24 protein-coding genes are annotated in these 22776 nt (G+C 56.3%); 13 read left to right on the top strand and 11 right to left on the bottom strand.

Features of this window, described 5'->3' with window-relative positions:
- Window positions 1–50: 50 nt before the first annotated feature.
- Window positions 51–1043: a CDF family Co(II)/Ni(II) efflux transporter DmeF gene (dmeF, locus tag RIC29_17015; protein ID MEQ8736627.1), complete on the bottom strand. Its 993-nt coding sequence runs from the start codon at window positions 1041–1043 to the stop codon at window positions 51–53.
- Window positions 1044–1150: 107 nt separating this feature from the next.
- Here dmeF and RIC29_17010 point away from each other — a divergent pair, with 107 nt between their 5' ends.
- Window positions 1151–1426 carry a TMEM165/GDT1 family protein gene (locus RIC29_17010; GenBank protein MEQ8736626.1) on the top strand — a complete coding sequence of 92 codons (276 nt, stop codon included), beginning with the start codon at window positions 1151–1153 and terminating at the stop codon, window positions 1424–1426.
- Between the two features lie 58 nt (window positions 1427–1484).
- Here the strand turns inward: RIC29_17010 and RIC29_17005 are convergent, their stop codons facing one another.
- Window positions 1485–2330, bottom strand: coding sequence for a DUF4437 domain-containing protein (locus tag RIC29_17005; protein ID MEQ8736625.1), 846 nt, complete (start codon window positions 2328–2330; stop codon window positions 1485–1487).
- Window positions 2331–2512: 182 nt separating this feature from the next.
- Here RIC29_17005 and RIC29_17000 point away from each other — a divergent pair, with 182 nt between their 5' ends.
- The 3 genes from RIC29_17000 to RIC29_16990 are packed head-to-tail and all read left to right on the top strand — an operon-like array spanning window position 2513 to window position 4651.
- Window positions 2513–3370 carry a DUF4437 domain-containing protein gene (locus tag RIC29_17000; protein ID MEQ8736624.1) on the top strand — a complete coding sequence of 286 codons (858 nt, stop codon included), beginning with the start codon at window positions 2513–2515 and terminating at the stop codon, window positions 3368–3370.
- 21 nt (window positions 3371–3391) lie between these two features.
- Window positions 3392–3769 (top strand): nuclear transport factor 2 family protein, encoded by a 378-nt coding sequence (locus RIC29_16995; GenBank protein ID MEQ8736623.1) that lies wholly within the window; start codon window positions 3392–3394, stop codon window positions 3767–3769.
- 18 nt (window positions 3770–3787) lie between these two features.
- Window positions 3788–4651: a DUF4437 domain-containing protein gene (locus RIC29_16990; GenBank protein ID MEQ8736622.1), complete on the top strand. Its 864-nt coding sequence runs from the start codon at window positions 3788–3790 to the stop codon at window positions 4649–4651.
- Between the two features lie 11 nt (window positions 4652–4662).
- Here RIC29_16990 and queE read toward each other — a convergent pair whose 3' ends face one another.
- Together queE and queC are read right to left on the bottom strand one after the other, a co-directional pair.
- Window positions 4663–5298 carry a 7-carboxy-7-deazaguanine synthase gene (gene queE, locus RIC29_16985; protein MEQ8736621.1) on the bottom strand — a complete coding sequence of 212 codons (636 nt, stop codon included), beginning with the start codon at window positions 5296–5298 and terminating at the stop codon, window positions 4663–4665.
- A gap of 10 nt (window positions 5299–5308) precedes the next feature.
- Entirely contained in the window at window positions 5309–6022 is a 714-nt protein-coding gene (gene queC, locus RIC29_16980) for a 7-cyano-7-deazaguanine synthase QueC (protein ID MEQ8736620.1), read from the bottom strand.
- A 178-nt stretch (window positions 6023–6200) separates the two neighbouring features.
- Between queC and RIC29_16975 the strand changes: the two genes are divergently transcribed.
- A complete protein-coding gene (locus tag RIC29_16975; GenBank protein ID MEQ8736619.1) occupies window positions 6201–6569 on the top strand; it encodes a 6-carboxytetrahydropterin synthase in 369 nt (122 codons plus the stop codon).
- Window positions 6570–6590: 21 nt separating this feature from the next.
- Here the strand turns inward: RIC29_16975 and RIC29_16970 are convergent, their stop codons facing one another.
- Window positions 6591–7991, bottom strand: a complete 1401-nt coding sequence (locus RIC29_16970) for an amidase family protein (protein MEQ8736618.1) — start codon at window positions 7989–7991, stop codon at window positions 6591–6593.
- Between the two features lie 139 nt (window positions 7992–8130).
- Complete coding sequence (locus tag RIC29_16965) at window positions 8131–8661, bottom strand: hypothetical protein (protein MEQ8736617.1); 531 nt, start codon at window positions 8659–8661, stop codon at window positions 8131–8133.
- A 173-nt stretch (window positions 8662–8834) separates the two neighbouring features.
- On the opposite strand from RIC29_16965, the gene RIC29_16960 reads away from it, so the two are divergent.
- Window positions 8835–9698: an SDR family oxidoreductase gene (locus RIC29_16960; protein ID MEQ8736616.1), complete on the top strand. Its 864-nt coding sequence runs from the start codon at window positions 8835–8837 to the stop codon at window positions 9696–9698.
- Window positions 9699–9737: 39 nt separating this feature from the next.
- Here the strand turns inward: RIC29_16960 and RIC29_16955 are convergent, their stop codons facing one another.
- Window positions 9738–10763 (bottom strand): NADP-dependent oxidoreductase, encoded by a 1026-nt coding sequence (locus RIC29_16955; GenBank protein ID MEQ8736615.1) that lies wholly within the window; start codon window positions 10761–10763, stop codon window positions 9738–9740.
- A gap of 183 nt (window positions 10764–10946) precedes the next feature.
- Here RIC29_16955 and RIC29_16950 point away from each other — a divergent pair, with 183 nt between their 5' ends.
- The 3 genes from RIC29_16950 to RIC29_16940 are packed head-to-tail and all read left to right on the top strand — an operon-like array spanning window position 10947 to window position 14360.
- The gene (locus tag RIC29_16950) at window positions 10947–12404 is read left to right on the top strand and encodes an FAD-dependent oxidoreductase (GenBank protein MEQ8736614.1); all 1458 of its coding nucleotides are present in this window, start codon (window positions 10947–10949) and stop codon (window positions 12402–12404) included.
- Window positions 12394–13875, top strand: coding sequence for an FAD-dependent oxidoreductase (locus RIC29_16945; GenBank protein ID MEQ8736613.1), 1482 nt, complete (start codon window positions 12394–12396; stop codon window positions 13873–13875). The genes RIC29_16950 and RIC29_16945 overlap by 11 nt, the downstream gene beginning before the upstream one ends.
- A gap of 2 nt (window positions 13876–13877) precedes the next feature.
- Complete coding sequence (locus tag RIC29_16940) at window positions 13878–14360, top strand: cupin domain-containing protein (protein MEQ8736612.1); 483 nt, start codon at window positions 13878–13880, stop codon at window positions 14358–14360.
- On the opposite strand, the gene RIC29_16935 is transcribed toward RIC29_16940, so the two are convergent.
- The gene (locus RIC29_16935) at window positions 14357–14962 is read right to left on the bottom strand and encodes a hypothetical protein (protein MEQ8736611.1); all 606 of its coding nucleotides are present in this window, start codon (window positions 14960–14962) and stop codon (window positions 14357–14359) included. The two genes, RIC29_16940 and RIC29_16935, sit on opposite strands and share 4 nt — an antisense overlap.
- Window positions 14963–15142: 180 nt before the next feature.
- On the opposite strand from RIC29_16935, the gene RIC29_16930 reads away from it, so the two are divergent.
- The 4 genes from RIC29_16930 to RIC29_16915 are packed head-to-tail and all read left to right on the top strand — an operon-like array spanning window position 15143 to window position 18341.
- A complete protein-coding gene (locus RIC29_16930) occupies window positions 15143–16204 on the top strand; it encodes a nitrilase-related carbon-nitrogen hydrolase (protein MEQ8736610.1) in 1062 nt (353 codons plus the stop codon).
- 12 nt (window positions 16205–16216) lie between these two features.
- A complete protein-coding gene (locus RIC29_16925; protein MEQ8736609.1) occupies window positions 16217–16573 on the top strand; it encodes a hypothetical protein in 357 nt (118 codons plus the stop codon).
- Window positions 16573–16950: a nuclear transport factor 2 family protein gene (locus RIC29_16920; GenBank protein MEQ8736608.1), complete on the top strand. Its 378-nt coding sequence runs from the start codon at window positions 16573–16575 to the stop codon at window positions 16948–16950. The genes RIC29_16925 and RIC29_16920 overlap by 1 nt, the downstream gene beginning before the upstream one ends.
- Window positions 16951–16958: 8 nt before the next feature.
- Window positions 16959–18341 carry an FAD-binding oxidoreductase gene (locus RIC29_16915; protein MEQ8736607.1) on the top strand — a complete coding sequence of 461 codons (1383 nt, stop codon included), beginning with the start codon at window positions 16959–16961 and terminating at the stop codon, window positions 18339–18341.
- Here the strand turns inward: RIC29_16915 and RIC29_16910 are convergent.
- Genes RIC29_16910 through RIC29_16900 form a run of 3 tightly spaced genes read right to left on the bottom strand, consistent with a single transcriptional unit; the run spans window position 18338 to window position 22680 of the window.
- Window positions 18338–19558 (bottom strand): HlyD family efflux transporter periplasmic adaptor subunit, encoded by a 1221-nt coding sequence (locus RIC29_16910; protein MEQ8736606.1) that lies wholly within the window; start codon window positions 19556–19558, stop codon window positions 18338–18340. The genes RIC29_16915 and RIC29_16910 overlap by 4 nt on opposite strands.
- Window positions 19559–19576: 18 nt before the next feature.
- Window positions 19577–21952 (bottom strand): ABC transporter permease, encoded by a 2376-nt coding sequence (locus tag RIC29_16905; GenBank protein MEQ8736605.1) that lies wholly within the window; start codon window positions 21950–21952, stop codon window positions 19577–19579.
- On the bottom strand, window positions 21946–22680 hold the full coding sequence (locus RIC29_16900; protein MEQ8736604.1) for an ABC transporter ATP-binding protein: 735 nt from the start codon (window positions 22678–22680) through the stop codon (window positions 21946–21948). The genes RIC29_16905 and RIC29_16900 overlap by 7 nt, the downstream gene beginning before the upstream one ends.
- Window positions 22681–22776 lie beyond the last annotated feature (96 nt).

Here is a 22776-nt window from a genome sequence, read left to right as displayed (position 1 = left end):
CCAAACTACTTTTTGCGTGGTTATGTTGCGCCTCATAACCTAGATCAACGTTATGAGGCGTGGCATTTCCGGATTTCGATGATCGCGTGCGCGATGTTCAGGCTTTTTGGAATACGCGCGCGATAGTAATCGGGCTCATGGGTTTCATGGCTGACAACAACGATCTCGGCCGCATATTTGCCGGGAGCAATGCTCCACATGTGAACGTCGGCGACCTTGTCATCGCTGTCGTTTTCTATGGCGTCATGTAAGTGGGCAAGTGTTGAGTCTGAAGCCTGCCAGTCCAACAGTGTGCGGCTTGAGTTCCGTATCAATCCGATGGACCACTGAGAAACAAGCAGTGCGCCGACGATTCCCATTGCGGGGTCCATCCAATTCAAGCCGTACCATTTGCCGGCCATGAGGGCGACAATTGCCAAAATAGAGGTAAGGGCATCAGCCACGACATGAAAATACGCTGACTTGAGATTGTGATCTTCTTCCCCAGCGTGATGGGTGTGCTCGTGTGCGAGGTCATTCTCTGGCGCGTGTTCGTGATCATGCGCGTGACCATGATCGTGAGAATGAGTGCCGGAAGAAGCAAGAATCCAGGCGCTGGCCACATTTACAACCAAGCCGATGCCTGCCACAAACAAGGCTTGGTTAAAGGCAATCTCAACCGGATTCAGAAAACGGTCGATGCTTTCCACGGCCATGGTTAAGGCAAATCCTAATAACAAAATCGCACTGCTAAACCCGGCCAAGGCATTCACTTTACCGGTGCCGAAACTGTAGCGCCGGTCTGACGAAAATTTCCGGGCATAGATATAAGCGAATACGGAAATGCCCAGAGCCACCGTATGAGAGGCCATATGCAGGCCATCCGCCAGCAATGCCATTGAACCGAACAGGGTTCCGGTCACGATTTCGGCAACCATCATGATGCTGGTTATGAGAATGACGAGAATTGTCGCCCGTTCCCCGGCTTTGACTTCATCCTGGCCGAAGGTGTGATCGTGCTGCCATTTGCTGAGGTCTGTGGTGTGCATGAGCTCGTCCGTCATTTACCGTTTGATCATTTCACTGGCTGACTTATTACAAAGCGCGTGCCATTTAAAGGTCGCTCTGGATTACCAAGTTGAAATGAGAATAAAAGGCGGGTCATCACATCATGGATATGATTGCGGTATTCTTCACGGTTTTTCTTGCTGAACTCGGCGATAAAACCCAGCTTGCAACTGTGCTCTTTGCAGCCGATAAAAAACTTGGACCCTGGGCTGTGTTCGCTGCCGCGTCTTTAGCGTTGATCTGCTCAACGGGACTCGCCGTACTGGCGGGAACCTATGCGGAGCGACTGATGACGACCGTGCCGATCAAGCTGATTGCCGGTGCTGGATTTATCATCATCGGGATTTGGACGATTGTTGGACATTTTAATGAAACATAAAATTAAAACGTTGCTTTGAGTCTTTGGCGGTTGGCAACGGCAGGCCGCCTATACAGCCTCAATAATTCGGTGGCCGCACATAGGGCTTGGCGATTTTTTTCAGATCATCGGGCAGGGACGGATTAAACGGGGGCTCCCAGGTGAAGGGTTTTTTCTCCTCGCCGATGTCGTTGGCCAATGGACCATTCACCGTGCGCACCCACAGGTGATAGCCGACTTCTGAGCCGGCCGGGCCGTGATACACGCCGTCGATCCACCAGGCGTAACCGCCCGGCCCCATGCGACCGCAATCGCCCCATACGTATTCGCCATCGATGGCGTAAATTTCTTCAATCATCGGATGAGTCCATTGCGGCTTCATCATGCCCGCCGGCACACGATGGGGGCGGGTGCAATACAGGAACGAGCTTTCCTGGGTATAGGGGTCATTGCGCAGCGGCTTGATGGCGGTGCCGCTGGCGAACTTGGGATCGGTCAGTCCTTCGTCCCAGTCCATGGTGAGCGGATCGACAAACGGAATCAGCAGTTTCTCGTCATAGTCCGGGCCTGCGCCGGGTTTCACTTCGGGCCGATCAGCGAAGGTGGTGAGCAACACCGCGCCAAGCTCGGATGATGCCTGTTGGCGCGTATAGCCTGCGGGCAGAAAGCCATACTGATGGGTGGTGTAGGTCTGGCCGTTGATGGTGATGGCGCCTTCCAGCACCAGGAATTCTTCATGGGCGGTGACGAACTCCGGCTCGGTGCGCGACCAGCCTGCGGGGTAGCGGATGACAGTGGTTGAGTCGGTGCCGGCGTCATCAATGGACAGGATTTTCATATCCACGTCATCGCGCCCGGGCGCATAGAGCCCTTTTTGCCAATGAATATCCTGCGCCTGAATGAAAAGAATATGTGGCCGCGCCATAATGGAAGTCCCCCTTGAGTGCTTTTTGTGGCCTGATCATGACCGACCAGAGTGCGAGGTGCAACGCCAGGGGCAATGTGAGGGGTAATGTGAGGGGTAATGTCAGAGGGCGTGAATTGGTTGGGGTGTTCTTCGTTAACGTTGCTGGCTAAACTTCAGGCTATTATTCAGGAGAGACTTTGGTGCCACGACCACATTGCATGTTTATCCAGGCGCAAGATCAGCCCTGGCGGCAGGGCTTCCCGGGTGCGGGGGCAGCGGGGGAGCGCCAAAGCCTCGACATTAAAGTTTTGAGCGTTGATCCCGAGACTGGGGGCAGTTCAACCATTGTGCGTTATCCCGCAGGCTGGCAGCAAAGTGGCGCGCGCTATCTGTCCTGCCATGAAGAATTTCTGGTGCTGGAAGGCACCCTGCATCTCAACGGCAAAGATTACGGACCCTATGCCTATGCCAATCTTCCGGCAGGGTATGTGCGTGAGTCCTTTTCTGCGCCGCGTGGGGCTGTTGTGCTGACCATGGTGTCAGCAGCGCCGATGGAGGTTGAGGCCGCCGCACCGGGCGCGATGTTCGATCACAAGCTGCTGGTCGAGCAGATCGACGTGGCCCCCGATGGCTTGGAAGGTTGGACGGAAAATCCGTACACCCGTTATCTCATGGGCACCGGCGTGCGGCCGTTGCGCGAAGACCCCTATACGGGCGAAATCAGTATTTTGTATGCGGCGCTGCCATTCCGATACATGGAAAAACAGTGGACCCATCCGACCGTGCAGGAGATGTTTGTGTTGTCCGGGGAGTACGCCATCAACGATGTGGGCGTGATGTGCCCGGGCTCTTATGCCTGGTGGGAGCCCAATAACTTTCATGGGCCCTACGGATCGCACACCGGTTTTATGATGTTTATTCGCACGGTCGGCGGTAAATTGGCCAACGCCTTTGGCGAGGAGGGCCTCGCGATTGATTACGATGCGCCCTATAAGCCTGTCGTGCCCGATGCATTAAAGCCTTACGCCAAGGCCCCGGTTCGGCGTACGCTTTACTGAGATAAGAATGAGGAGAAAGGCGTGTCCGACGCTGTAGAGACCGTTAAAACATTCCTGGAGGCTTTGGGGCGGCGCGATATGGACGCGGTCAACACGTTGCTCGGTCCTGGATTCCGTATGACCGTCAGCGGCGGTCATGTGTTTACCACACCGGCGGACTTTGCCGCCTTTTCCAAGGGACGCCACAAAAGCGCGCGCAAAACAACGGATACCTACGAGGCCATGCCGGGCGACGATTGCACGGTGGTCTATGCCATCGGTTCGATGGCGGGCACGTGGAATGACGACACCACGTACGAAGGCGTGCGTTACATTGATCGCTTTGAGATCGCCCATGACAAAATTGTCGATATGCGGGTGTGGAGTGACATGGCTGAGTTCCGGCCGGTTGAGGACTAAGAGGCAAAGGGGAAACACATGGCACGACCGCATACCTGTTTTGTTCAGGCCCAGGACATTCCGTGGGCGGATGGCGTGCCTGGAAATCCGGAAATTCCTTTACAAAGCAAAGCGCTTAGCCATGACAAAGAGACCGGTGCCTTCACGGCCATTCTGAAAATAGAGCCGGGTTTTTCGCGGCCAGGGCCGGTGCATTTTCGCTGCGATGTTGAAATTTTCTTGCTCGAGGGCGCGTTGGAAGTCAACGGCGAGATTTACGGAAAAGACACCTATGGTTATTGGCCGTCGGGCTATGTGCGCGATACAACTGCCTCAGCGCATGGATGTGTTTTGTTGGCGTTGTTTGGGGGCTTTCACCACCCTATTTTGGGTGCGGCAGCAGACGGGCATTTCCGCGAAGACAAGTTGATCCGTAAGTTGAATGTGTATGACATGGACTGGCAGACGGGCGCGGCGGGCTCGGTGACCGGTAAGCCGTTGTCGCCCACCATTTTTACCAAAAAGCTGCGGGTGGACGCGGATACCCAGGAACAGACGTTCCTTTACGCGGCACTGCCGCATCATGCGCCGCCGCCGATTATGAAGGGCAAGTTTGGCCATCCGATGATTGAGGAAGTCTTTGTGCTGTCTGGCGAGTACGTGTTCGGCGACGTGGGGAAAATGGGTCCGGGCGGGTATGCGTGGTGGCGCGAGAACGAAATGCATGGCCCGGCGGGCAGTGAGATTGGTTATAACCTGTTCATCCGCATTTACGGCGGCGCGCTGAAAAATACGTTTTCATCGGAACCGTCCCCGTTTTCCTACACGCCAGCGCACAATCCGGCGTTGCCCGAGCACCTGAAAGACTATGCCAAGCCTTATCCATTTAAGGATTTGTGGTAAGCGTTTTTCGGTTAAGGAATCCCCAGCACTTTGTGGGTTTGCAGGCTCAGCCGCCAGGCGGGATTGGTCCGGCAAAAGGCAATGCAGGCGCTCAGGCTTTCCTGATAGGTGGGGCCATCCATGGGCTGCACAAAGCGATGCTGGAAATCCTGGCTTTCTAAGTCCCGGGGGTCGAGCCCCTCTTGCGGGTGGACGATTTTGAGTTCGTTGCCGCTGCGTTGAACCTGCGCTGTCCCGGCTTTCGGGCTGACACAAATCCAATCAATGCCTTCGGGCGCTGGCAGGGTGCCGTTGGTTTCAATGGCGATCTCGAAGTTCCGGGCGTGCAGGGCTGTAATCAGCGGGGCGTCGAGCTGCAGCAGAGGTTCGCCGCCGGTGAACACCACATAGCGTGTGCCGTTTTGAGTGTTAGGCCAATAGCCAGCTATTTTATTGGCAAGGGCATCTGCTTGTTTAAACGACCCGCCGCCTGCGCCATCGGTACCGACGAAATCTGTATCGCAGAACTGGCATTGGGCCGTGGCGCGATCTTCTTCCCGGCCAGACCATAAGTTGCAGCCCGTGAAGCGGCAAAATACAGCCGCACGTCCGGTATGAGCGCCTTCGCCCTGCAGGGTGTAATGAATCTCTTTAACGGCGTATGTCATGGTGCGTAGGTCATGGTGTGGCCTTGTACTTGGCATAACCTGCTGATCGGAGGTCGCAGGCAAAGCAGTCATCACAGCCATAGCCCCAGGCGTGCCGGTGCGTGCGGTCGCCGCGATAGCAGGTGTGCGTGTGCTCGATGATCAGGTCGGTGAGGGTATCACCGCCGAGGGTCTCTGTAAGGCCCCAGGTGGCCGCTTTATCCAGTTTCATCAGCGGTGTTACGATGGAGACCGGTCGATCCAAGCCACGGCTGAGCGCCAGTTCCATGGCATCCAGGGTGTCTCTGCGGCAATCCGGGTAGCCGGAATAGTCGGTTTCGCACATACCGCCCACCAAGACGCTGATCCCGCGCCGATAGGCCAGGGCCGCCGCAGCAGTCAGAAACGCCAGATTGCGCCCCGGTACAAAAGTGGTGGGCAGCCCGGCGTCTCCCATTTCGATCGCCGTATCATGGGTCATGGCCGTTTCTCCCAAGGCGCTGAGATAGCCGAGATCAACGGTATGATCTGCGCCCAGGTGGTTGCCCCAGGCTGGGAATTTGGTGCGCAGCTGGTCGAGGACCGTAGTCCGGCAGGTCAGTTCAATATGGTGGCGCTGGCCATAGTCGAAGCCGATGGTTTCTACAGTGTCGTAGCGGTCCAAGGCCCAGGCCAGGCAGGCTGTGGAATCCTGTCCTCCCGAAAAGAGGACCAACGCAGACGGAGTTGAGGCGGTCTTGATCATAATGGGCGCACTTTGACCAGTCGAGAGAATAGGTCAAGAAAGAATTTTAAGTAATTGATATTCATATGATAATTGAAAATACGATGAACAAAACAAGAGTGGTTTATCAGGCCGTGCTTTTTTGTGGCGTTGATGGCATAGTCCGCGCCGTTCAACCGACAAATAATTAAGACGATCCATGGAAATCTTTAAGAGTTTTACATTCGAAGCCGCTCACCATCTGGCGCCTAATGTCTCGCCAGACCACCGCTATGCGCGCCTGCATGGGCATTCCTTTTCAGCTGAAGTCTATTTGGCGGGAGACCCAGACAAAAATACGGGCTGGATTGTGGATTTCGCGGACGTCGATGAGGCCATTGCGGTCCTTAAAGCGGACTTGGATCATGGCTATCTCAATGACCTTGAAGGGCTCGACCATCCAACACTGGAAAACATCGCTGTGTGGGTCTGGGATAAGCTGGCCACAAAGTTTCCGGCCTTGAGTAAAGTTGTCATCCGGCGCGGCTCTTGCGGCGAAGGCTGCCTCTACACTGGGCCAGCCGCTTAACCATCTTCGCTATTTTAATAGCTAGATATCTAAAATGTTAGAGACGGTTTGAGCGACGCCCAGCAAGTGTTCGTCTTCTCCCGGGAGTCCATCCAGTTCCAAGCCAACGGGTAATCCAGATTGGTCCGGCCCAGGTTTACTCAGCCCGACCGGCAGGCTGATCCCCGGCCGTTGTCCGGCGCTGCCGGGACCGGTGTTGCTAAAATAAAACCAAGATAAAACAGACTCTCCGTTGCGCATGACATTGTCATCTTCCGCTAAAGGCAGCGCGACCTCTGGTGTGGTTGGAAAGGCGATCGCATCCAGGGTGTGGTCGGTGAAGAGACTTGCCCATACGGCCTGATAAGCCTTGAGCCCGTCTCCTATGGCGTAGGCATAGGCTGCCTGGTCGTGGACTTTACGCAACCGGTCTTCGGTGAAGGCTTTCACCGAGGGCGAAGCGATCTGCGCGGTCAAGCTTTCTAAGGTGAGATGAGGGGCATGCGCTGTTAAGTACGCCTGCATCACGCCTGGAAACTCGCTGTCGATGACACCGACCGTGGCAGCACGGCGCACGTCGGTATGAGCAGATAAGTCGACAGGCACCAAAGTAACCCCGGCTTTCGCCAACCGCTGCAGGGTGTCGTCAATGGTACGGCTGATTTGAGAGCTGGCAGTTTCAATCAAATGTTCGGCGACCCCAATGCGCAAGTTTGTGCCTTTGTGCCTTATGGGGTGTGCGCCGCCGACAGCCAAAAGGCTGTCTAGGAGAATGATGTCTTCCATGGCTGCTGCCAGCGGGCCTGCCGTGTCCTGCGTGCGGGAGAGCGGCACAATCCCAGCATCGCTATAGCGCCCCGTTGAAGGCCGGAAGCCAAAAACACCGCAAAGCGCGGCAGGAACACGCACGGACCCTGCGGTGTCAGTGCCTAAACCCGCGGGGGCCAATCCGGCGGCGATGGCGGCGGCGGTGCCACCAGAAGACCCGCCCGGCACCAGCATTTTATCAAAGGGGTTCCGCACGGGACCAAAGACATGATTGGCGCTGGTGCCGCCGGATGACAGTTCATGCATGTTGGCTTTGCCGGCCAGCAAGGCCCCAGCCTCAAACAGACGCGCAGCGATGGGCGCATTGACGTTTGGGATATTTCCGACGAGCGCCGGGGTGCCGCCGCTGGTGGCCATGGCGGAGGTGTTGATGTTGTCTTTTAAAAGCACGGGCACACCGTGCAAGGGTCCACGGTTCTTGCCGAGGGACATCGCCACATCAGCTTCTTTGGCTTGCGCCAGCAGCGCTGCGCGATCATAAGTGGCAAAGGCGTTCAGATCAGCGTGAGCTTCAATCCGGTTGCACAGATCTTCGCATAAGGCTTCAGAGGTGATCTCTCTGCGGACGATTTTTCTGGCAAGCGTGCTGGCGCTGATGGAGTGATGCTGAGACACGGCGAGACACTTTCCTTTAGCTGGCCTGTAGCCGGGACCAATCCTCAAGGCGGGATGACTCAGTCTGGGACGGTCTGCCCACCCGGGCAACCCCAAACCATGCCATGCTCATCCCATCAATATAAAAATTGCTGTTGTTTCACTGTGACAGCGGCGGCTCTTTTGGGCAGCTATGGCCGATATCCACCCAGAGTATTTTCGGCGTTTCCAGCCAGACCTCGGGAAATTCTTTATACCCAAGATCATCGATCATCTCAGTATACGAGACCACTCGTTTGTTTGAACTCTTGGGCGATACCAGGGGCAGAGCAATGGTCTCAATCATAGACAGTCGCCCCTGTGTCGATTTGAAGTATGAATTGACGAGCATGCCACACGGATGTGTCACGATAGTGAAGGCATTGTCGTACCAGGCTTTCTCCAGCCCTTCACTTTGCGCAGTGCCAATGATTGTACCGGTCTGGTCATGGCCCCATTGCTCGACCAGTCCGGTCCCCATGAGACGGACGACCGCCGTTTCATTAATGAGTTCGAGCATGAACGTGCCAGGGGCGTAATCTGGGTGCGCGTTGTCAAAAAAGACGGAGTTTTCAGGTATGTCTGATGCGCCGCGCAGGGACGCCCAGTGGTCATAAAACTTACGGCAAGAAGCCGATGTAAAATCAATCATAGTCTCAGCCTGCGACAAGTCTTTTTGAGGCGCAACAGTTTTTAGGGGACTCGTCTGGTGTGTCTGGGGGTTGCGCCAGCTGTTTAACCCTGGCATGTGTCGGCAGAAGAGATATCCTCACCTCTGTGCATTTTGCGGGTGTCTCAAATATTATCTGAATTGGAGATCTCCTGATGTTTCTTGTCACTGGCGCGACCGGAAAAACCGGCGGACAAACCGTTAAACACTTGTTGGCGCGGGGCGCCAAAGTGCGCGCGATTGTGCGCAATGAAGAAAAAGCAGCTCCCTTGAAAGAGCAGGGCGTTGAGTTGGTGGTTGGTGATATCGGCGATGCCGATGTTGTTGCCAAGGCCATGAAAGGCATTGAAGGCGTGATGCTGACCTTGCCGAATGGCCCCAATCAACTCAAATGGGAGCTGGATATCATCAAAGCGGCGGAAGCGGCTGGCGTAAAGCATCTGGTTTACATGTCATCGACGGAATCCAATCCTGAGAATCCACGCCGGATTCCCCAGGTCCATGTAAAAGTCGCGGAAGCGGCAGAAGCTTCACCGGTTGGATCGACGATCATGCGGCCCAACTTCTTTATGCAGAATGTGCTGGGCTTTGCCGCTCAGGTCAAAGCCAACGACTCCTTTACCTTCCCAGCCGGGGACGGCACAGCCTCTATGTGTGATGTGCGTGATGTGGGTGAAGTTGCTGCGATTATTTTGACCGAGGGTGCGCCACACATTGGTAAAACCTATGATCTGACCGGGCCTGATATTCTCTCGATGTATGATGTGGCCAAGCAGCTCAGCAAAACCTTGGGTCGTGAGATCACCTATACCCCGCAGCCGTTACAAGACTTCCATGACTTCCTGGCACGGGTGCTGAAAAGCGACTGGCACATTGAGGGTGTGGTGGAACTGATGCAGGAAATGTCTGAAGAAGGTGGCCTGGATTATAAGACCGACACCATGAGCGAGCTGTTAGGGCGTCCGGCGACCTCTCTGGAACAGTTCATTGAAGAGCACAAAGCGCTCTTTCAAGGGTGATAAGGCTAAGCGAATAAAGCCGCGGCTGGATTGTTCAGGTTATGACACCTGAACAATCCACTTGCCGATGTTCTCGCCGTTGAGCAGGCCAATAAAGGCCATGGGCGCGGTTTCCAATCCCTCAAATACTTTGCGTTCGTAAACCAGTCCTTCGTCTTTGAGGAGGTCACTGATGGTTTGGCGCGCTTCGGCATATTCGCTGACGTGATTATGCACTGAGAACTGGCCGTCGAATTGTTGCGATTGGTTCCAGCCGCGCTTGTTATAATTTGAGATGATGCCGCAGCGGGTGATGCGGCCATTTTTAGACATCTGCGTTGAAATGATGTCGGCCATCACGCCGCCCGTATTGTCGAAAAAGTAATCGACCCCGTCCGGGCAAGCCTTTTTGATGTCAGCCGCCAGGTCTTTGGTTTTCTTGTAGTTGATGGCCGCATCAAACCCGAGTTCGTCCATCAGATAAGCGCATTTTTCATCGGTGCTGGTGACGCCAACCACCCAGGCATCCAATAGCAGCGCCAGCTGACCGGCGAGAGAGCCCACCATGCCGGCGGCGCTGGTGATGACGACGGACTCTTCCTGTTGCAGTTTGCCTTCGTGTTTGAGGGCCAGAATGGCGGTCAACCCCGGGGCACCCATCGGCCCAATAAAGTCGATGGGCTCTGCCAGGTCCGTATCGCAGATCGCCACGCCTTCCGGATTGTTGGTGGGGTGGGGTTCGCCATCGGTCACAACATAGTTTTGCCAGCCGAGGAAGCCCTCAACCACATCGCCGGTTTTGTACTTTGGATTGTTGGATTTCACGACCACACCAAGAACCGTGCCTGGAATGACCTTGCCGATATCGGTCATCGGACCGTGGGGCCGCATGGCTTTGTTTTCATCGTCAGTTGGGTTCAGCATCAGGCGAATGCGCGGCTCCAAGCCAATGAAGAGCGTGCGAATGAGCATTTCATTTTCGCCAGGCTCAGGGATGGGGCCTTCTTCCATGCGGAAGTCGCTGCGCTTGGGCATGCCTTCGGGATAGGCGTTGAGAACAATTTTGCGGTGTACGGTCTGAGTCATATGGCTAGCCTGTCGTGTCTTCTGTGAGTAAGTGCGAATCTGCCGCATCCTACCGCACCGTGGACATTGGGCAACCCACGGTTTCCGCAAGAATCGTGGGGCTTTACGGTGGCTCACCATTCGCCGCAAACTGTGATGCTCAAACGGGTACCGATCGGGACCGCACAAGGGGAACTTCAGACCATGACCAAACACCATTTTAGCCGACGGACAGCCCTAAAAAGTGCCGGAGCTGCGGCTGTGGCAACCAGTGTCAGCGTTGGCATGCCTTCCAAGCCCGTAAGGTCTCAGACACAGTCTGATGTTTTGATCATCGGTGCGGGTTTGTCCGGCCTCTCGGCGGCGCATGTGCTTCAAGATCAGGGTTATTCCGTCCAAGTGATTGAAGGACGGGACCGCATCGGGGGCCGGATTTTATCGCTGAGTGATATTCCGGGAAACCCGGAAGCGGGCGGCAACGGCATCGGGGCTGGCTATGGCCGGGTGATTGATGCGGCCGAGCGGTTTGGCGCCAAACTGAACAATATTTTGGATCGCGCGCCGCTTATTCTGAACAGGAGCCTGTTCCTGGACGGCAAAATGATCAGCGCTGAAGACTGGCCCGCGCATCCGCGCAACGTCTTTGACGAAAAATACAAGGCGATGATGCCGTGGTCCTTCGTGCCCATCTTCATCATCCAGAACATGCCCCTTGAGTCGTACGAAGACTGGTACGACCCCAAAAGTGCGCCGTTGGATATATCCGTCCATGACTGGTTCAAATCCAGGGGCGTCACCGACGAACAGATCAATCTGGCCTACAACATCAATTCAGATTTCGGCAATTCGTCGTATGATGTGTCGGCCCTGATGCTGATGTTTACCTATGCCTGGGGCATGATGCAGCGGTCCATTCAGCCGCGTGCCACCTATGCCGCAGTCGGCGGCAACCAGCGTATTCCGGAAGCCATGGCCGCTGCGCTGAACAACGAAGTGCACTTGGGCCGCAAAGTGATCGGTATTTCTAGTGATGCAACCGGGGCCGAGGCGCATTGCGCAGACGGCACAGTCTATCGTGCCAAACGCATTGTCTCGTCGATTCCGTTTTCTGTGTTGCGGACGATGAAAATTGAGCCGGGCTTGCGAGGCGCGCAGGCTCATGCCGTGCAGACGCTGGGCAAGCAATTGCTGACACAATCGCATCTGGTCGCGAAAGACCCGTTCTGGGAAGAAGACGGCATGCCCATCGGCATGTTCTCGGACACGGTTCTGGGCAACGTCATGGCGCAGCATTTTGGCGAGACGCCGGAAGAGGTCACCAGCATCACCTGTTGGCATCGTGGCTGGAAGGCCCAGCAGGTCGACCAACTGCCGGAAGACGACGCTAAGCAGATGATTCTGGACACCTGGGCCGAGCAACGCCCCGCCTCCAAGGGCAAGCTTGAGGTGGCGGGCTTTAAATCCTGGTACAACGATCCGTTCTCGTCGGGCGACTGGGCGGTGTGGGAACCGGGCCAAATCAAACAATTCATCGTTAAAATGTCGCAACCCCATGGTAACCTGCATTTCTGTGGCGAGCATACCGCGCTGTCGAACCGGGGTATGGAAGGCGCCATGGAGTCTGGTGAACGCGTGGCTTTTGAGGTGATGGATGCCATCTAATTCGGTTGCGAATACCTTTGTTTCAAGTCCCATTGTTTCAAGTGCCTTTGTTTCAAGGCGCACAGCTTTAGCTGTCACCGGCGCAGCGGTAGCCGCGACCGGACTGAAACCCCGTCCGCTCAGAGCCCAAAATAAGACAGATGTTATTGTCATCGGGGCCGGGCTGTCGGGTCTGAATGCGGCGATGCTGCTGGAGGAGCAGGGCTATTCGGTGCAGGTCATCGAAGGCCGGGACCGCATTGGCGGCCGCTTACTCTCGCTCAGGGATATCCCTGGCAACCCGGAAGCGGGTGGCAACGGCATCGGCGCCGGGTATGGCCGCATGATTGATGTCATCGACCGGCTGAACATTCCGGTCTTGAATTCCGCAGGCCGGGAGCGGTTGACCCCGTTTGAGTTGTATTTGGATGGCGAGCGAATCTCCAACGAGGCTTGGCCGACGCATCCGAAAAACATCCTGCCGGACGACTGGAAAAGTTTCAGCCCGCGTTTGGTGCCGCTGGTTCTCCTGAACCGGACCAATCCGCTGGAGTCGTTTGAGGACTGGTACGACGCCAAGTCAGCACCTTATGACATCTCTGTCTACAAGGTGTTCAAAGACGCCGGGTTTACCGATGAACAGATTGATCTGACCTATAATCTGAATGTGCCCTATGGCACGTCGGCGCACGATATCTCGGCGCTGATGATGTGGTTCAATGATGGCTGGGTTGCCTCCATGCAGGGCGGGGAGCCGACGCAACTCTCGGCCCTCGGTGGCAATATGTCGATGCCGGAGATGATGGCCAAGACTCTCGCGCGCGAAGTCCATCTTAACAAGGAAGTCGTTGGTATCCGCAGCGGCGACAACGCGGCCGAGGTCGTCTGCCAGGATGGCTCAACCTACAAAGCCGACCGCGTGGTGTGCTCGCTGCCGCTGCCGGTGATGCGCTACATCAAGTTTGATCCGTTCTTGTCTTCGGTGCAGGCCAAGGCTATTGCTCTGGTACCCTATTTCCCCATGACTCAGGTGCATTTGGTGGCCAAAGAGCCGTTCTGGGAAGACGATGAATGGTCGCCCGACATGTGGACCGACACGGTGGCCGGGCATATCATCGCCAACCGGCACAACATCGACAACACCGACGTCACCAGTCTGACGGCGTGGTCGCGCGGGTTCATGGCCCACAGGCTGGATCAAATTGATCCGGAGGAGGCCAAGGCTTGGGTGATTTCTGAAATGGAACGTATGCGCCCCGCCGCCAAAGGCAAGCTGGAGGCGCCGCATATTAAGTCGTGGCTGCGTGACCCCTTTGCGGGTGGCGACTATGCGGTGTGGCAACCGGGCCAGGTGACCGAATTTCTCCATGCCACCAGCAAAGTCCATGGCCGGGTGCATTTCTGTGGCGAACATACAGCCCTGTCGAACCGGGGCATGGAAGGCGCAATGGAATCCGGCGAACGCGCGGCCTTCGAGATTATGGGGATTTAGTCGTGGACTCCGACAACGATCCCTTTGTGCACACCACCCGCCGCGTTCTGACCGTTGAGAATGAGGAAGGCACGTCGTTTGTGCTGGAAGATGGCGAGCCGGATGATGTGCTGATTTTGAACGGCGCGCGCATGGTGCGGCTGTGGCAGACCGATGACGTGCCGGCGGAGATTCCCGTGCGCACTGATGTTACCGATGGCGGCCTGGGCCGGCTGCCGGCGGCTGAGTTTGGCGGCACGCGGTTCTACACGGCGGAACTACCGGGTGGGGCCAACGCACCACAGATCCCTATGCACACGTCCAACAGCATTGATTACATCGCTGTTCTGCGCGGTGAGATCGTGTTGGTCACCGATAAGGATGAGGTTGTGCTCAAGTCCGGCGATACCCTGGTGCAAACGGGAAACAATCACACCTGGCAGAACCGAACGGATGAAGTGGCGGTGCTGCTGGTGGTGGTTGTCGGCGCGCAGCGCAAAACTTAATTCTGTGCCCGCTGGGTCCAGCTGTCTTGCAGTTGGGCCACATCATCTTTGGCCTGATCTTGGGCTTGTGGCGTGTTGGCCAAAGCCATGGCGGACTCAACCATCGCTTCCGCTTCGGCGGTGCTCAGATCTAAGCCACAATCTTCAAACATGCCATCCAGCCAGTTTTGCAGCAGATAAATTTTGCCATAGAGATGGTTTTGACGAGCGGCGGTGAGCCAGAGGTCTCCGGCGCGGCAGACGTCAGGCTCCCCCACAAAGCCGCCCATGACCACCAGCCCCAACACCAATTGCCCTTGCGCCGAGCCCAAAGCGGCGGCGCGTTCGAAGTGAGGCATAGCGTCGTCGTAGTTATCTTCATAGAAAAAAGAACGGCCATACTGATAGGAAAACCGCGCCTCGCCGGGGTAGGCGTCCAAAGCTTGTTTGCAGGCGGCGCGGGCGGCGGGAATGTCGAAATCCTCTTGCTCCACACCCGCGGCGGCTTTTTGAGTATCCGAGGGATGCGCGGCCAAACGGTCGCAGGTGGTTTGTGGCGCTTGGCCAAATGCGTGAGTGGTCATGAAAAAACTGCACAGCAGAGGGATGAAAAGTCGTTTCATGGCACGCTCCCGCGGTTTTCAAAGGCCGGGCCTCTTGCCCGCCTTTCTTTCCCTTGTTACACCGGAGGGTACACTCTGGGACGTAAAACCCCAAAGGAGATCAAACCCAAAGGCGATCAAACCCATAGGCGATCGAACCCATAGGGCGAACACACCCATAGAAGAACAAAGGGGCCGCGCATGTCGGATCCAAACACGACGTTTACAGCAACGGCCCTGCAAGTGGATTGCCACGCGGTCAATCATTGTGCCGACCGCGCGGAAGCCTCGGCGCAGATGCTCAAACAGATCGAACATCTGGGCACCAACATCACCAGCATTGATCTGTTCACCATGGGCTTCAGCGGCACCAAAACTCAGTTGTTTGTACTGCCCGAGTATTTTCTCTCCAGCTTCCCCATGGGGGAGTCCATTCCCCGTTGGAAGGAACTGGGCGCGATTGATATGGATGGGCCGGAATACGAGGCGATGGGCAAGATTGCGCAAAGCCGCAAATGCTTTTTGTCGGGCAATGTGTATGAGAATGACCCGAACTTTCCAGAACTCTATTTTCAAACCTGCTTTGTCATCGGCCCTAACGGCGATGTCATTCTGCGCTATCGCCGGTTGGTGTCGTTGTTTGCCCCAAGTCCCTATGACGTATGGGATAAGTACTTAGACCTGTATGGTGCGGATGGGGTGTTTCCGGTCGCAGAAACCGAGATTGGCAAGATCGGCTGTGTCGCCTCCGAGGAAATTCTGTACCCGGAAATTGCGCGCTGTCTGGCCATGCGGGGCATGGAGATTTTATGTCACTCCACATCTGAAGTGGGCGCGCCCATGCTGACGCCGAAGGAAATCTGCCGCCGCGCCCGGGCCGTTGAAAACATGTGCTACGTGGTGTCGTCCAACACGGCGAGCATCAAGGGCATTTCTATTCCGGCTGAGTCCACGGGCGGCATGTCGAAGATTGTCGACTACAAGGGTCTGGTGCTGGCCGAGGCTTATACCGGCGAGACGTTCTGCGCCAGCGCCATGTTGGACATGGACAGCCTGCGTAAAGTGCGTAAACACTCCGGCATGACCAACCTGTTGTCGCGCCAGCCGTTCGGTATTTACGCCGGCGAGTACGGCAGTCATACCTTTGTTGAGCCCAACGCCATGATGGAGGACGGCAAGGTGGTCACGCCGGACCGTGCGTTCTTCGTCCGCCGTCAGCAGGAGGTGCTGGAACGCCTGAGCAAAGACGGCGTGTTGTCCTAGGAGGAAACCGCGATGATTACGGCGCTCGTTACATTTGTCCCTAACCCAGGCCGGGCCGAAATGACTCCGTCGGAAAAGCTCGCGTTATATGAAGCGACAGCACCGAAGTATCAAAAAATTCCGGGTCTGATCCGTAAATATTTTATGGGAAATGAAAATCGTGCGGGCGGCTGGTACGAGTGGGAATCCATGGACCATGCCAAAGCCTATTACACGCCCGCGTGGGAAGCGTTTATCACCGGCACCTATGGCAGGGACTTGCGCATCGAGTATTTTGACTGTCCGTGCGTGGTGGATAACGCCCATGGCGACATAACGATTGCGCCGGAGGTTTATGCAGCCGTAACAGAAGATGCCGAGGTGGCCTGATGAGTGCAGATAAAGTTAAAGAGTACCTGCGGGCCATGGAGGAGCGTGATTTAGAACGCGCCCACCAGTTTCTCGCACCGGATTTTAAAATGACCTTCCCGGGCGGCAGAACTATGACGTCTCTGGAGGAACTGATCGCGTGGTCAAAAGGCCGTTATAAATCCGTCACCAAAACCTTTGAGGGCTTCGATGTGTTTGAAGCAGGTGATGAGACCGTGGTCTACAATACCGGCATGCTCAACGGTGAAGCTCTTGATGGGTCGGCCATCAGCGAAGTGCGTTACATTGACCGTTTTGTTTTTCGCGATGGATTGATTGTGGATCAACAGGTCTGGAACGATCTGGCGGACGTATTGCCCAAAACGGTTTCCGGTTAGGAATTAAGATGGCCGATTTGCTGGCGGACTTGGCCAAGACAGTTGATGCCTCGGGTATGCTCACGGGCGATGATATTGGTCACCGCTATACGGATACACGCGGGCATGGCGCGGCAGGTGTTCCGGCCTGTGTGATGCGCCCGACCACCACCGCGCAAGTGTCGGCCATTCTCAAGCTATGCCATGATGCCGGGCGCGCTGTTGTGCCTCAGGGCGGTATGACGGGCTTGGTGGGCGGCGGTGCACCGGGCGATGGCGACGTTGTTCTGTCTCTTGAGCGTATGAATGGGATCGAAGAGATTGACCCCCATGGCCGGACCATGGTGGCGGGGGCCGGGGTTGTGCTGGAAACCGCCCATGGCGCGGCTGATGAGGCTGGCTTTGTGTTGCCTGTGGATTTAGGTGCGCGGGGCAGTGCGACCCTTGGCGGGCTGATCAGCACCAATGCGGGCGGTAACCGGGTCATTCGTTACGGCATGACGCGTCAGTCGGTGCTGGGTCTGGAGGCCGTGCTGGCCGATGGCACCGTCTTGAGTTCGATGAATCGGATGTTGAAAAACAACGCGGGCTACGATCTCAAACAGTTGTTTATCGGCTCGGAAGGCACGCTCGGTCTGGTCACGCGCTGTGTGATGCGCTTACAAGCCAAGCCGCTGACCACGTCAACCGCGTTTGTTGGCATCAACGATTTTAAGTCGGTGATCGGTTTTCTCTCGCTATTGGATTCAAAGCTCAGCGGGGGGCTTGGAGCCTTTGAAGTAATGTGGCGCGAATACTACGACTTCGTCTGTGAGCGTTGCCCATCGCTGAAGCCGCCCTTGGAGCCAAAGTATAACTTCTACGTGGTGACCGATGCTCTGGGGGCTGACCCGGACGGCGATGCCGAGCGCTTTGAAAATATCATGGAAATTGCCCATGCCCAGGGTTTAGTCCAGGACGGGGTAATTGCTCAATCGGAGGTCGACCGCAGTGACCTCTGGGCCATTCGGGAAGGGGCTGGTGAGGGTTTTCGCACCCTCTCGCCCATGTTCACCTACGATGTCTCCATGCCCATTTTAACCATGGAAGGTTTCGGCACGCGCGCGATGGCGGACATTGCAGCCGTGTTTCCCGGCGCGAAGACGTTGGTGTTAGGTCATCTCGGCGACGGCAATTTGCATGCGGTGGTCGCGGTCGGCGATGGCTCCGATGAGGCCCACCGCAAGGTGAATGATATTTTGTATGGCATCATCCGCGAGCTTGGCGGGTCGGTGTCTGCCGAACACGGCATCGGTACCGAGAAGCGGGACTACCTGGACTGGAGCCGCACCGGGGCTGAAGTTGAAGTGATGCGCGCCCTCAAGCGGACACTCGATCCCAAGGGCATCTTGAATCCTGGAAAAGTACTTTAACCCGCACCGCGCTGCATTACGCTGACGCCGTCAACAATCGCATCGGACGGATGCAGGATGATCAGCTCATTCTCTGACAAACCTTCTGTCACTTCGGCTTCAAGGGTGTTGCGTTGTCCTAGGGAGATTTTGCGCAATCGGGCGGTGCTGTCCTCATTCACGAAGACGGCCCAGCTTTCTCCCGACCTGAACAGGGCGCTGATGGGAAGCTTGAGCACGTCCTTTCGATCTTGCACGACAACCCGGGTTTCAACCCGGTAGCCATGGCCCAGACTTTGCCATTCAAGCTGCGGGGAGACAAAATCAATCACCACATTGACGCGCTGTTCTTCGATTCCCAGCGCTGAGATTTTCGTGAAGCCAAAGGGCTCAACCAAACGCACGCGGCCTTCCAAGGGGGTTTCACCGCCCCAGTCATCGATGATCACGCGGTCGCCCGGCTTGATTTTAACGGCATCGGTGGACAGAAGATCGACGACAATTTCAAGCTTTGCCGGGTCTCCCAGTTCCAGCAGCGGGGTGCCCGCCGCCAGAACGCCTTCGCTTTCTTGCAGCACGCGCAGGACACGCCCGTTGATGGGAGCACGCACAGGGATGAGGTCTTTGTTGTCGGCGTCATCGCCGCTGTCCACTTGCCGCGCTGTGATCAGGGTGGCACGGGCGGACTCGAGATCAGCGCGGGTTTTGCGCAAACTGGCGGTGGCCTGGGCCAACTGAGCTTGGGCTGTGCGCCGCGACAGTTGGCGTTGATCAAGGGTGGCTTGCGAAATGGTGCCACGCTCGGCCAGGGGAATGGCGCGCCTCAGTTCCGCGTCTGCGAAATCCAACTGGGCCTGGGCGCGGTTTTGTTCAGCTTCTGCCAATCCGACAGCGGCCTCAGCCGCTTTAACAAAGGCTTCCGCTTCGGTGCGGCTGCGGACATCCAGCATGGCGGGATCGGAGGGTTCAAACAGGGCAAGAACCGTGTCACCTGCAATGGCCGTATCACCGGCTTCGATATCAATACGGCGTACGCGTCCTGCCACGGGGGCGGACACAACATAGACATCTTTCAGACGGGTTTGACCTTCGTCGTCGATGGTGACCAGCAAGTCTCCCCGCACGACAGCGGCAGCATCCACGCCAACCGGTTGCGGTTGCAGGGACAGGCCGATGAGGGCGGCAACCACAAGGACAATGGCTCCGATCACCAGCGTTCGGCGGGACAACTTAGGCACTCAACAACTCCTTTTACCTTACTCGCGTGTCTTTAAAGCTGACACCAGGTCGAGCCCAAAAATCCGATGACGGGTGATGACCCCACAGATAAGGGCAGACACGCACACAACGATGACCGCGTATCCATAGGTGGCATTTTCGATCACGAACGGGAAATTATACATATCGGTGGCCAGCATGGGCGACATGGCCAAGGCCATGAAGTAGCCGAGGATGCAGCCGACCGGCAGGGACACCAGGGTCAAAATGCCCAACTCGCCCAGCAGAATGTAAGTGACCTCCTCACGGGTAAACCCGAGCACGCGCAAACTCGCTAAGGCCCGGGACCGTTCCGAAAGGGCAATGCGCGCGGCGTTATAGGCAACACCGAAGGAAATCAGGCTGGCCAAAGCAACATAGAATCCGATCATCACATTCATCGTGTTGTCCATGGTTTCTCTAAAGCTGGTCAAGGTCGCGGTTTGTTGCGCAATGCCGGCAACCGCGGGGGTGTCTTTCAAGGTGGCGTACAATTCATCCGCATAGCGGCTGTCGACCAGGACATGCACGCTGGTCACGGTCGGGCCTTCTTTCATCAGGCGGTTGACGGCGTCGATATGCATGTACGCCTGAAAGCCCAGATATTCCTCAACCAATCGCACGACTGGAATTTGCACAACAGGTCGGCGCTCTTGCAGCACTTCGACTGTGACCATGTCGCCCACCTTTAAGTCCAGGTCTTTCGCAATATGAGCTGAAAGCGCGAGGCCACCGGGCGGCGGCTCGATAACCTTTTGATTACTATCAAGCAGCCGGGCGAGATCGGCATTTGAGACAATGCCTTGAATGGATTTACGGTCTGACAGATGGCCATTGCGCAGGCGCACGGCGACGCTGCGCACCGGCTGAGTTTTCAAAACTCCGGGAAGGTTTTGGATTTCGTGTTCGATGGTGGCGGGACGCGGTTCGACAAATGCGACGGTCAGCGTTTGACGCTCCGCCTGGAAAAAATAAACGGAGATGACCCGTTCAACAGAGTCGAGAAAGAACAACGACATAATCATCAAGGCCACCGAGAAGGCGACCCCAATAATGGTGAGTCCGGCACGCACCGGAAAGCGTGTGACGTGGCGAAAGATCATGCGCGTCGGCTGGCTGATCGTAAACTGCGCCAGAAAGCGCGTCAGGGCTCCCTCTTTGTAGGATGTGGGAACCGGCGGTGCCATGGCCACTGCCGGAGAAAGCTTGATGGCTTGTTGGACCGCGCCAAGGCCGCCCGCCAATCCGGCCATCAGGCTTACCCCAGCGGCAGCCGTAAACACAGCAGGGTCAATGCCCAGGTCAAGCAAGGGGAACTTGTAGTAGGTGGTGTACATGGTGATCATGCCGCCGCCCATCCACAAGCCAAGCGCGACGCCAATGGCCAAACCACCCAGCACCAGGACCATCACGAGCTTGAGATAAATCCAGCCGACTTCCAGATCGTTATAGCCAAAGGCTTTGAGAAGCCCGATCTGTTCGCGTTCGGTTGCGACGATGCGGGAGACAACGACGTTCAAGAGAAAAGCCGCAACCAACAGAAACACGGGTGGAAAGATCGCCCCCATGGCTCTGAGTTGAACCAGCTCATTGGTCAGGAAAAAATGCGAGAGCTGATCTTTGCGGGCATAGGAGCCGACCCCTCCATAGGGTTCCAACAGGGTATCCAGGCGGCGGATGACTTCGTCTTCAGACGCGCCTAACTGCAAAGCCAGAGTGACGTTGTTAAACGCGCCATCCAGATCAAAGGCGGCGGCGAGGGCTTTGCGGCCCATCCACATCACACCGAAGCGGCGGTCGTCTGGCATGAGGGAGCCAGGGCCGAGGGCATAAATGTATTCGGGCGTGAGGGCGAGACCGACCACCTCAAGGCTGCGTTTGTTGCCATTGATAATGGCTTTAAAACTATCCCCGATGTTCAGGCCATGGGCCGTTGCAAAAGAGTCAGTAACGGCGACTTCATTAGGCCGCAGAGGCGAGGGATAACGGCCCGATAAAATGATGACATCGTTGAGCAGTGGCGTGCCGCGCTCTGGCAAAGAGATCAACTGACCGGTCGCCGGTTCGGCCATGTTCGGCAGGTCGAGGTTGACGGCGGCGGTGATGCGCGTCTCTGCAATGGAAACGCCTGGGATGCGTTCAATGTCGGCTTTCAGACTGTCGGGTGCGCGCTTGAGCGCGGCAAACACATCGGCAAATCGGGTGCGATCGTAAAAAGCCTCCATGCTTTCTTCCAGCACGTTGACAGTACCAAAAGAAGAGATCATGAGCGCGATCCCACAGGCAACAACCGCTGAGATCGCCACGGCCTGACCTTTGATCCGCCACAGATCTCGCATCAGTTTGCGATTAAGGGCACTGACATGGATTACCATGTCAGCTCCTGCGGTGGTTTTTTTACGGGGTTCTCTTCAACGCTGATGATCTGACCGTCGGCAAACCGGACAACGCGGTCAGACATGTCTTTGATGCCGGCATTGTGCGTAATGAGGGCCGTGGTTGTTCCCAGTTCCCTGTTGGCGCGTTCCAGCGCTTCGAGAACAATCACGCCGGTGTTGCTGTCCAGCGCGCCAGTGGGTTCGTCGCACAACAACACATCAGGACGTTTGGCAATGGCCCGGGCAATGGCTACACGCTGTTGTTCCCCACCTGAAAGCTGAGAGGGAAAGTGATCCAGGCGATGTTCCAGGCCAACCATTTCCAGTGCTTCGGCCGCGCTCATCGGATTTACGGCGATTTCGGTCACCAGCGCGACATTCTCGCGGGCGGTGAGACTCGGGATCAGATTATAAAACTGGAAGACAAAGCCGACATGGTCCCGGCGATACATGGTTAGGTCATGGGCCGAGCAGGCGGTTAACTCCAAATCCTTGAAAAAAAGTGTGCCGTCCGTAGGGAGGTCAAGGCCACCCAGGATGTTCAACAGGGTCGATTTACCACTGCCGGACGGCCCCAATAAGACCACCAACTCGCCTTCGTACAGCGTCAGATCGACGCCGCGTAAGGCTTCGACACGCAGGCCACCAGTCTCATAAACCTTGGTTATGCCCTTCGCGCGGAAGGTCTCTTTGACACGTGTTCCATCTTGAAGACCGTCAGGCATCTGTCGGGCATTCCTTTGGAGAGATATAACAAAGGTATTAAACCAAATACCGCAATGGCACTATAACGCTAATGTGCTGACATATAACGGTGATAA

Source organism: Rhodospirillaceae bacterium, from assembly GCA_040219235.1.
Taxonomy (GTDB): domain Bacteria; phylum Pseudomonadota; class Alphaproteobacteria; order Rhodospirillales; family Rhodospirillaceae; genus WLXB01.
The sequence above is the reverse complement of the archived record's forward strand: the minus strand, read 5'-3'. Positions and strand labels throughout refer to the sequence as shown.

Excerpts from the sequence above, each read along its gene's own strand:
- dmeF (MEQ8736627.1), bottom strand. The coding sequence starts at position 1,043 with ATGACGGACGAGCTCATGCACACCACAGACCTCAGCAAATGGCAGCAC.
- RIC29_17010 (MEQ8736626.1), top strand. The coding sequence starts at position 1,151 with ATGGATATGATTGCGGTATTCTTCACGGTTTTTCTTGCTGAACTCGGC.
- RIC29_17005 (MEQ8736625.1), bottom strand. The coding sequence starts at position 2,330 with ATGGCGCGGCCACATATTCTTTTCATTCAGGCGCAGGATATTCATTGG.
- RIC29_16990 (MEQ8736622.1), top strand. The coding sequence starts at position 3,788 with ATGGCACGACCGCATACCTGTTTTGTTCAGGCCCAGGACATTCCGTGG.
- queE (MEQ8736621.1), bottom strand. The coding sequence starts at position 5,298 with ATGACATACGCCGTTAAAGAGATTCATTACACCCTGCAGGGCGAAGGC.
- queC (MEQ8736620.1), bottom strand. The coding sequence starts at position 6,022 with ATGATCAAGACCGCCTCAACTCCGTCTGCGTTGGTCCTCTTTTCGGGA.
- RIC29_16975 (MEQ8736619.1), top strand. The coding sequence starts at position 6,201 with ATGGAAATCTTTAAGAGTTTTACATTCGAAGCCGCTCACCATCTGGCG.
- RIC29_16965 (MEQ8736617.1), bottom strand. The coding sequence starts at position 8,661 with ATGATTGATTTTACATCGGCTTCTTGCCGTAAGTTTTATGACCACTGG.
- RIC29_16960 (MEQ8736616.1), top strand. The coding sequence starts at position 8,835 with ATGTTTCTTGTCACTGGCGCGACCGGAAAAACCGGCGGACAAACCGTT.
- RIC29_16955 (MEQ8736615.1), bottom strand. The coding sequence starts at position 10,763 with ATGACTCAGACCGTACACCGCAAAATTGTTCTCAACGCCTATCCCGAA.
- RIC29_16950 (MEQ8736614.1), top strand. The coding sequence starts at position 10,947 with ATGACCAAACACCATTTTAGCCGACGGACAGCCCTAAAAAGTGCCGGA.
- RIC29_16945 (MEQ8736613.1), top strand. The coding sequence starts at position 12,394 with ATGCCATCTAATTCGGTTGCGAATACCTTTGTTTCAAGTCCCATTGTT.
- RIC29_16935 (MEQ8736611.1), bottom strand. The coding sequence starts at position 14,962 with ATGAAACGACTTTTCATCCCTCTGCTGTGCAGTTTTTTCATGACCACT.
- RIC29_16930 (MEQ8736610.1), top strand. The coding sequence starts at position 15,143 with ATGTCGGATCCAAACACGACGTTTACAGCAACGGCCCTGCAAGTGGAT.
- RIC29_16925 (MEQ8736609.1), top strand. The coding sequence starts at position 16,217 with ATGATTACGGCGCTCGTTACATTTGTCCCTAACCCAGGCCGGGCCGAA.
- RIC29_16920 (MEQ8736608.1), top strand. The coding sequence starts at position 16,573 with ATGAGTGCAGATAAAGTTAAAGAGTACCTGCGGGCCATGGAGGAGCGT.
- RIC29_16915 (MEQ8736607.1), top strand. The coding sequence starts at position 16,959 with ATGGCCGATTTGCTGGCGGACTTGGCCAAGACAGTTGATGCCTCGGGT.
- RIC29_16905 (MEQ8736605.1), bottom strand. The coding sequence starts at position 21,952 with ATGGTAATCCATGTCAGTGCCCTTAATCGCAAACTGATGCGAGATCTG.
- RIC29_16900 (MEQ8736604.1), bottom strand. The coding sequence starts at position 22,680 with ATGCCTGACGGTCTTCAAGATGGAACACGTGTCAAAGAGACCTTCCGC.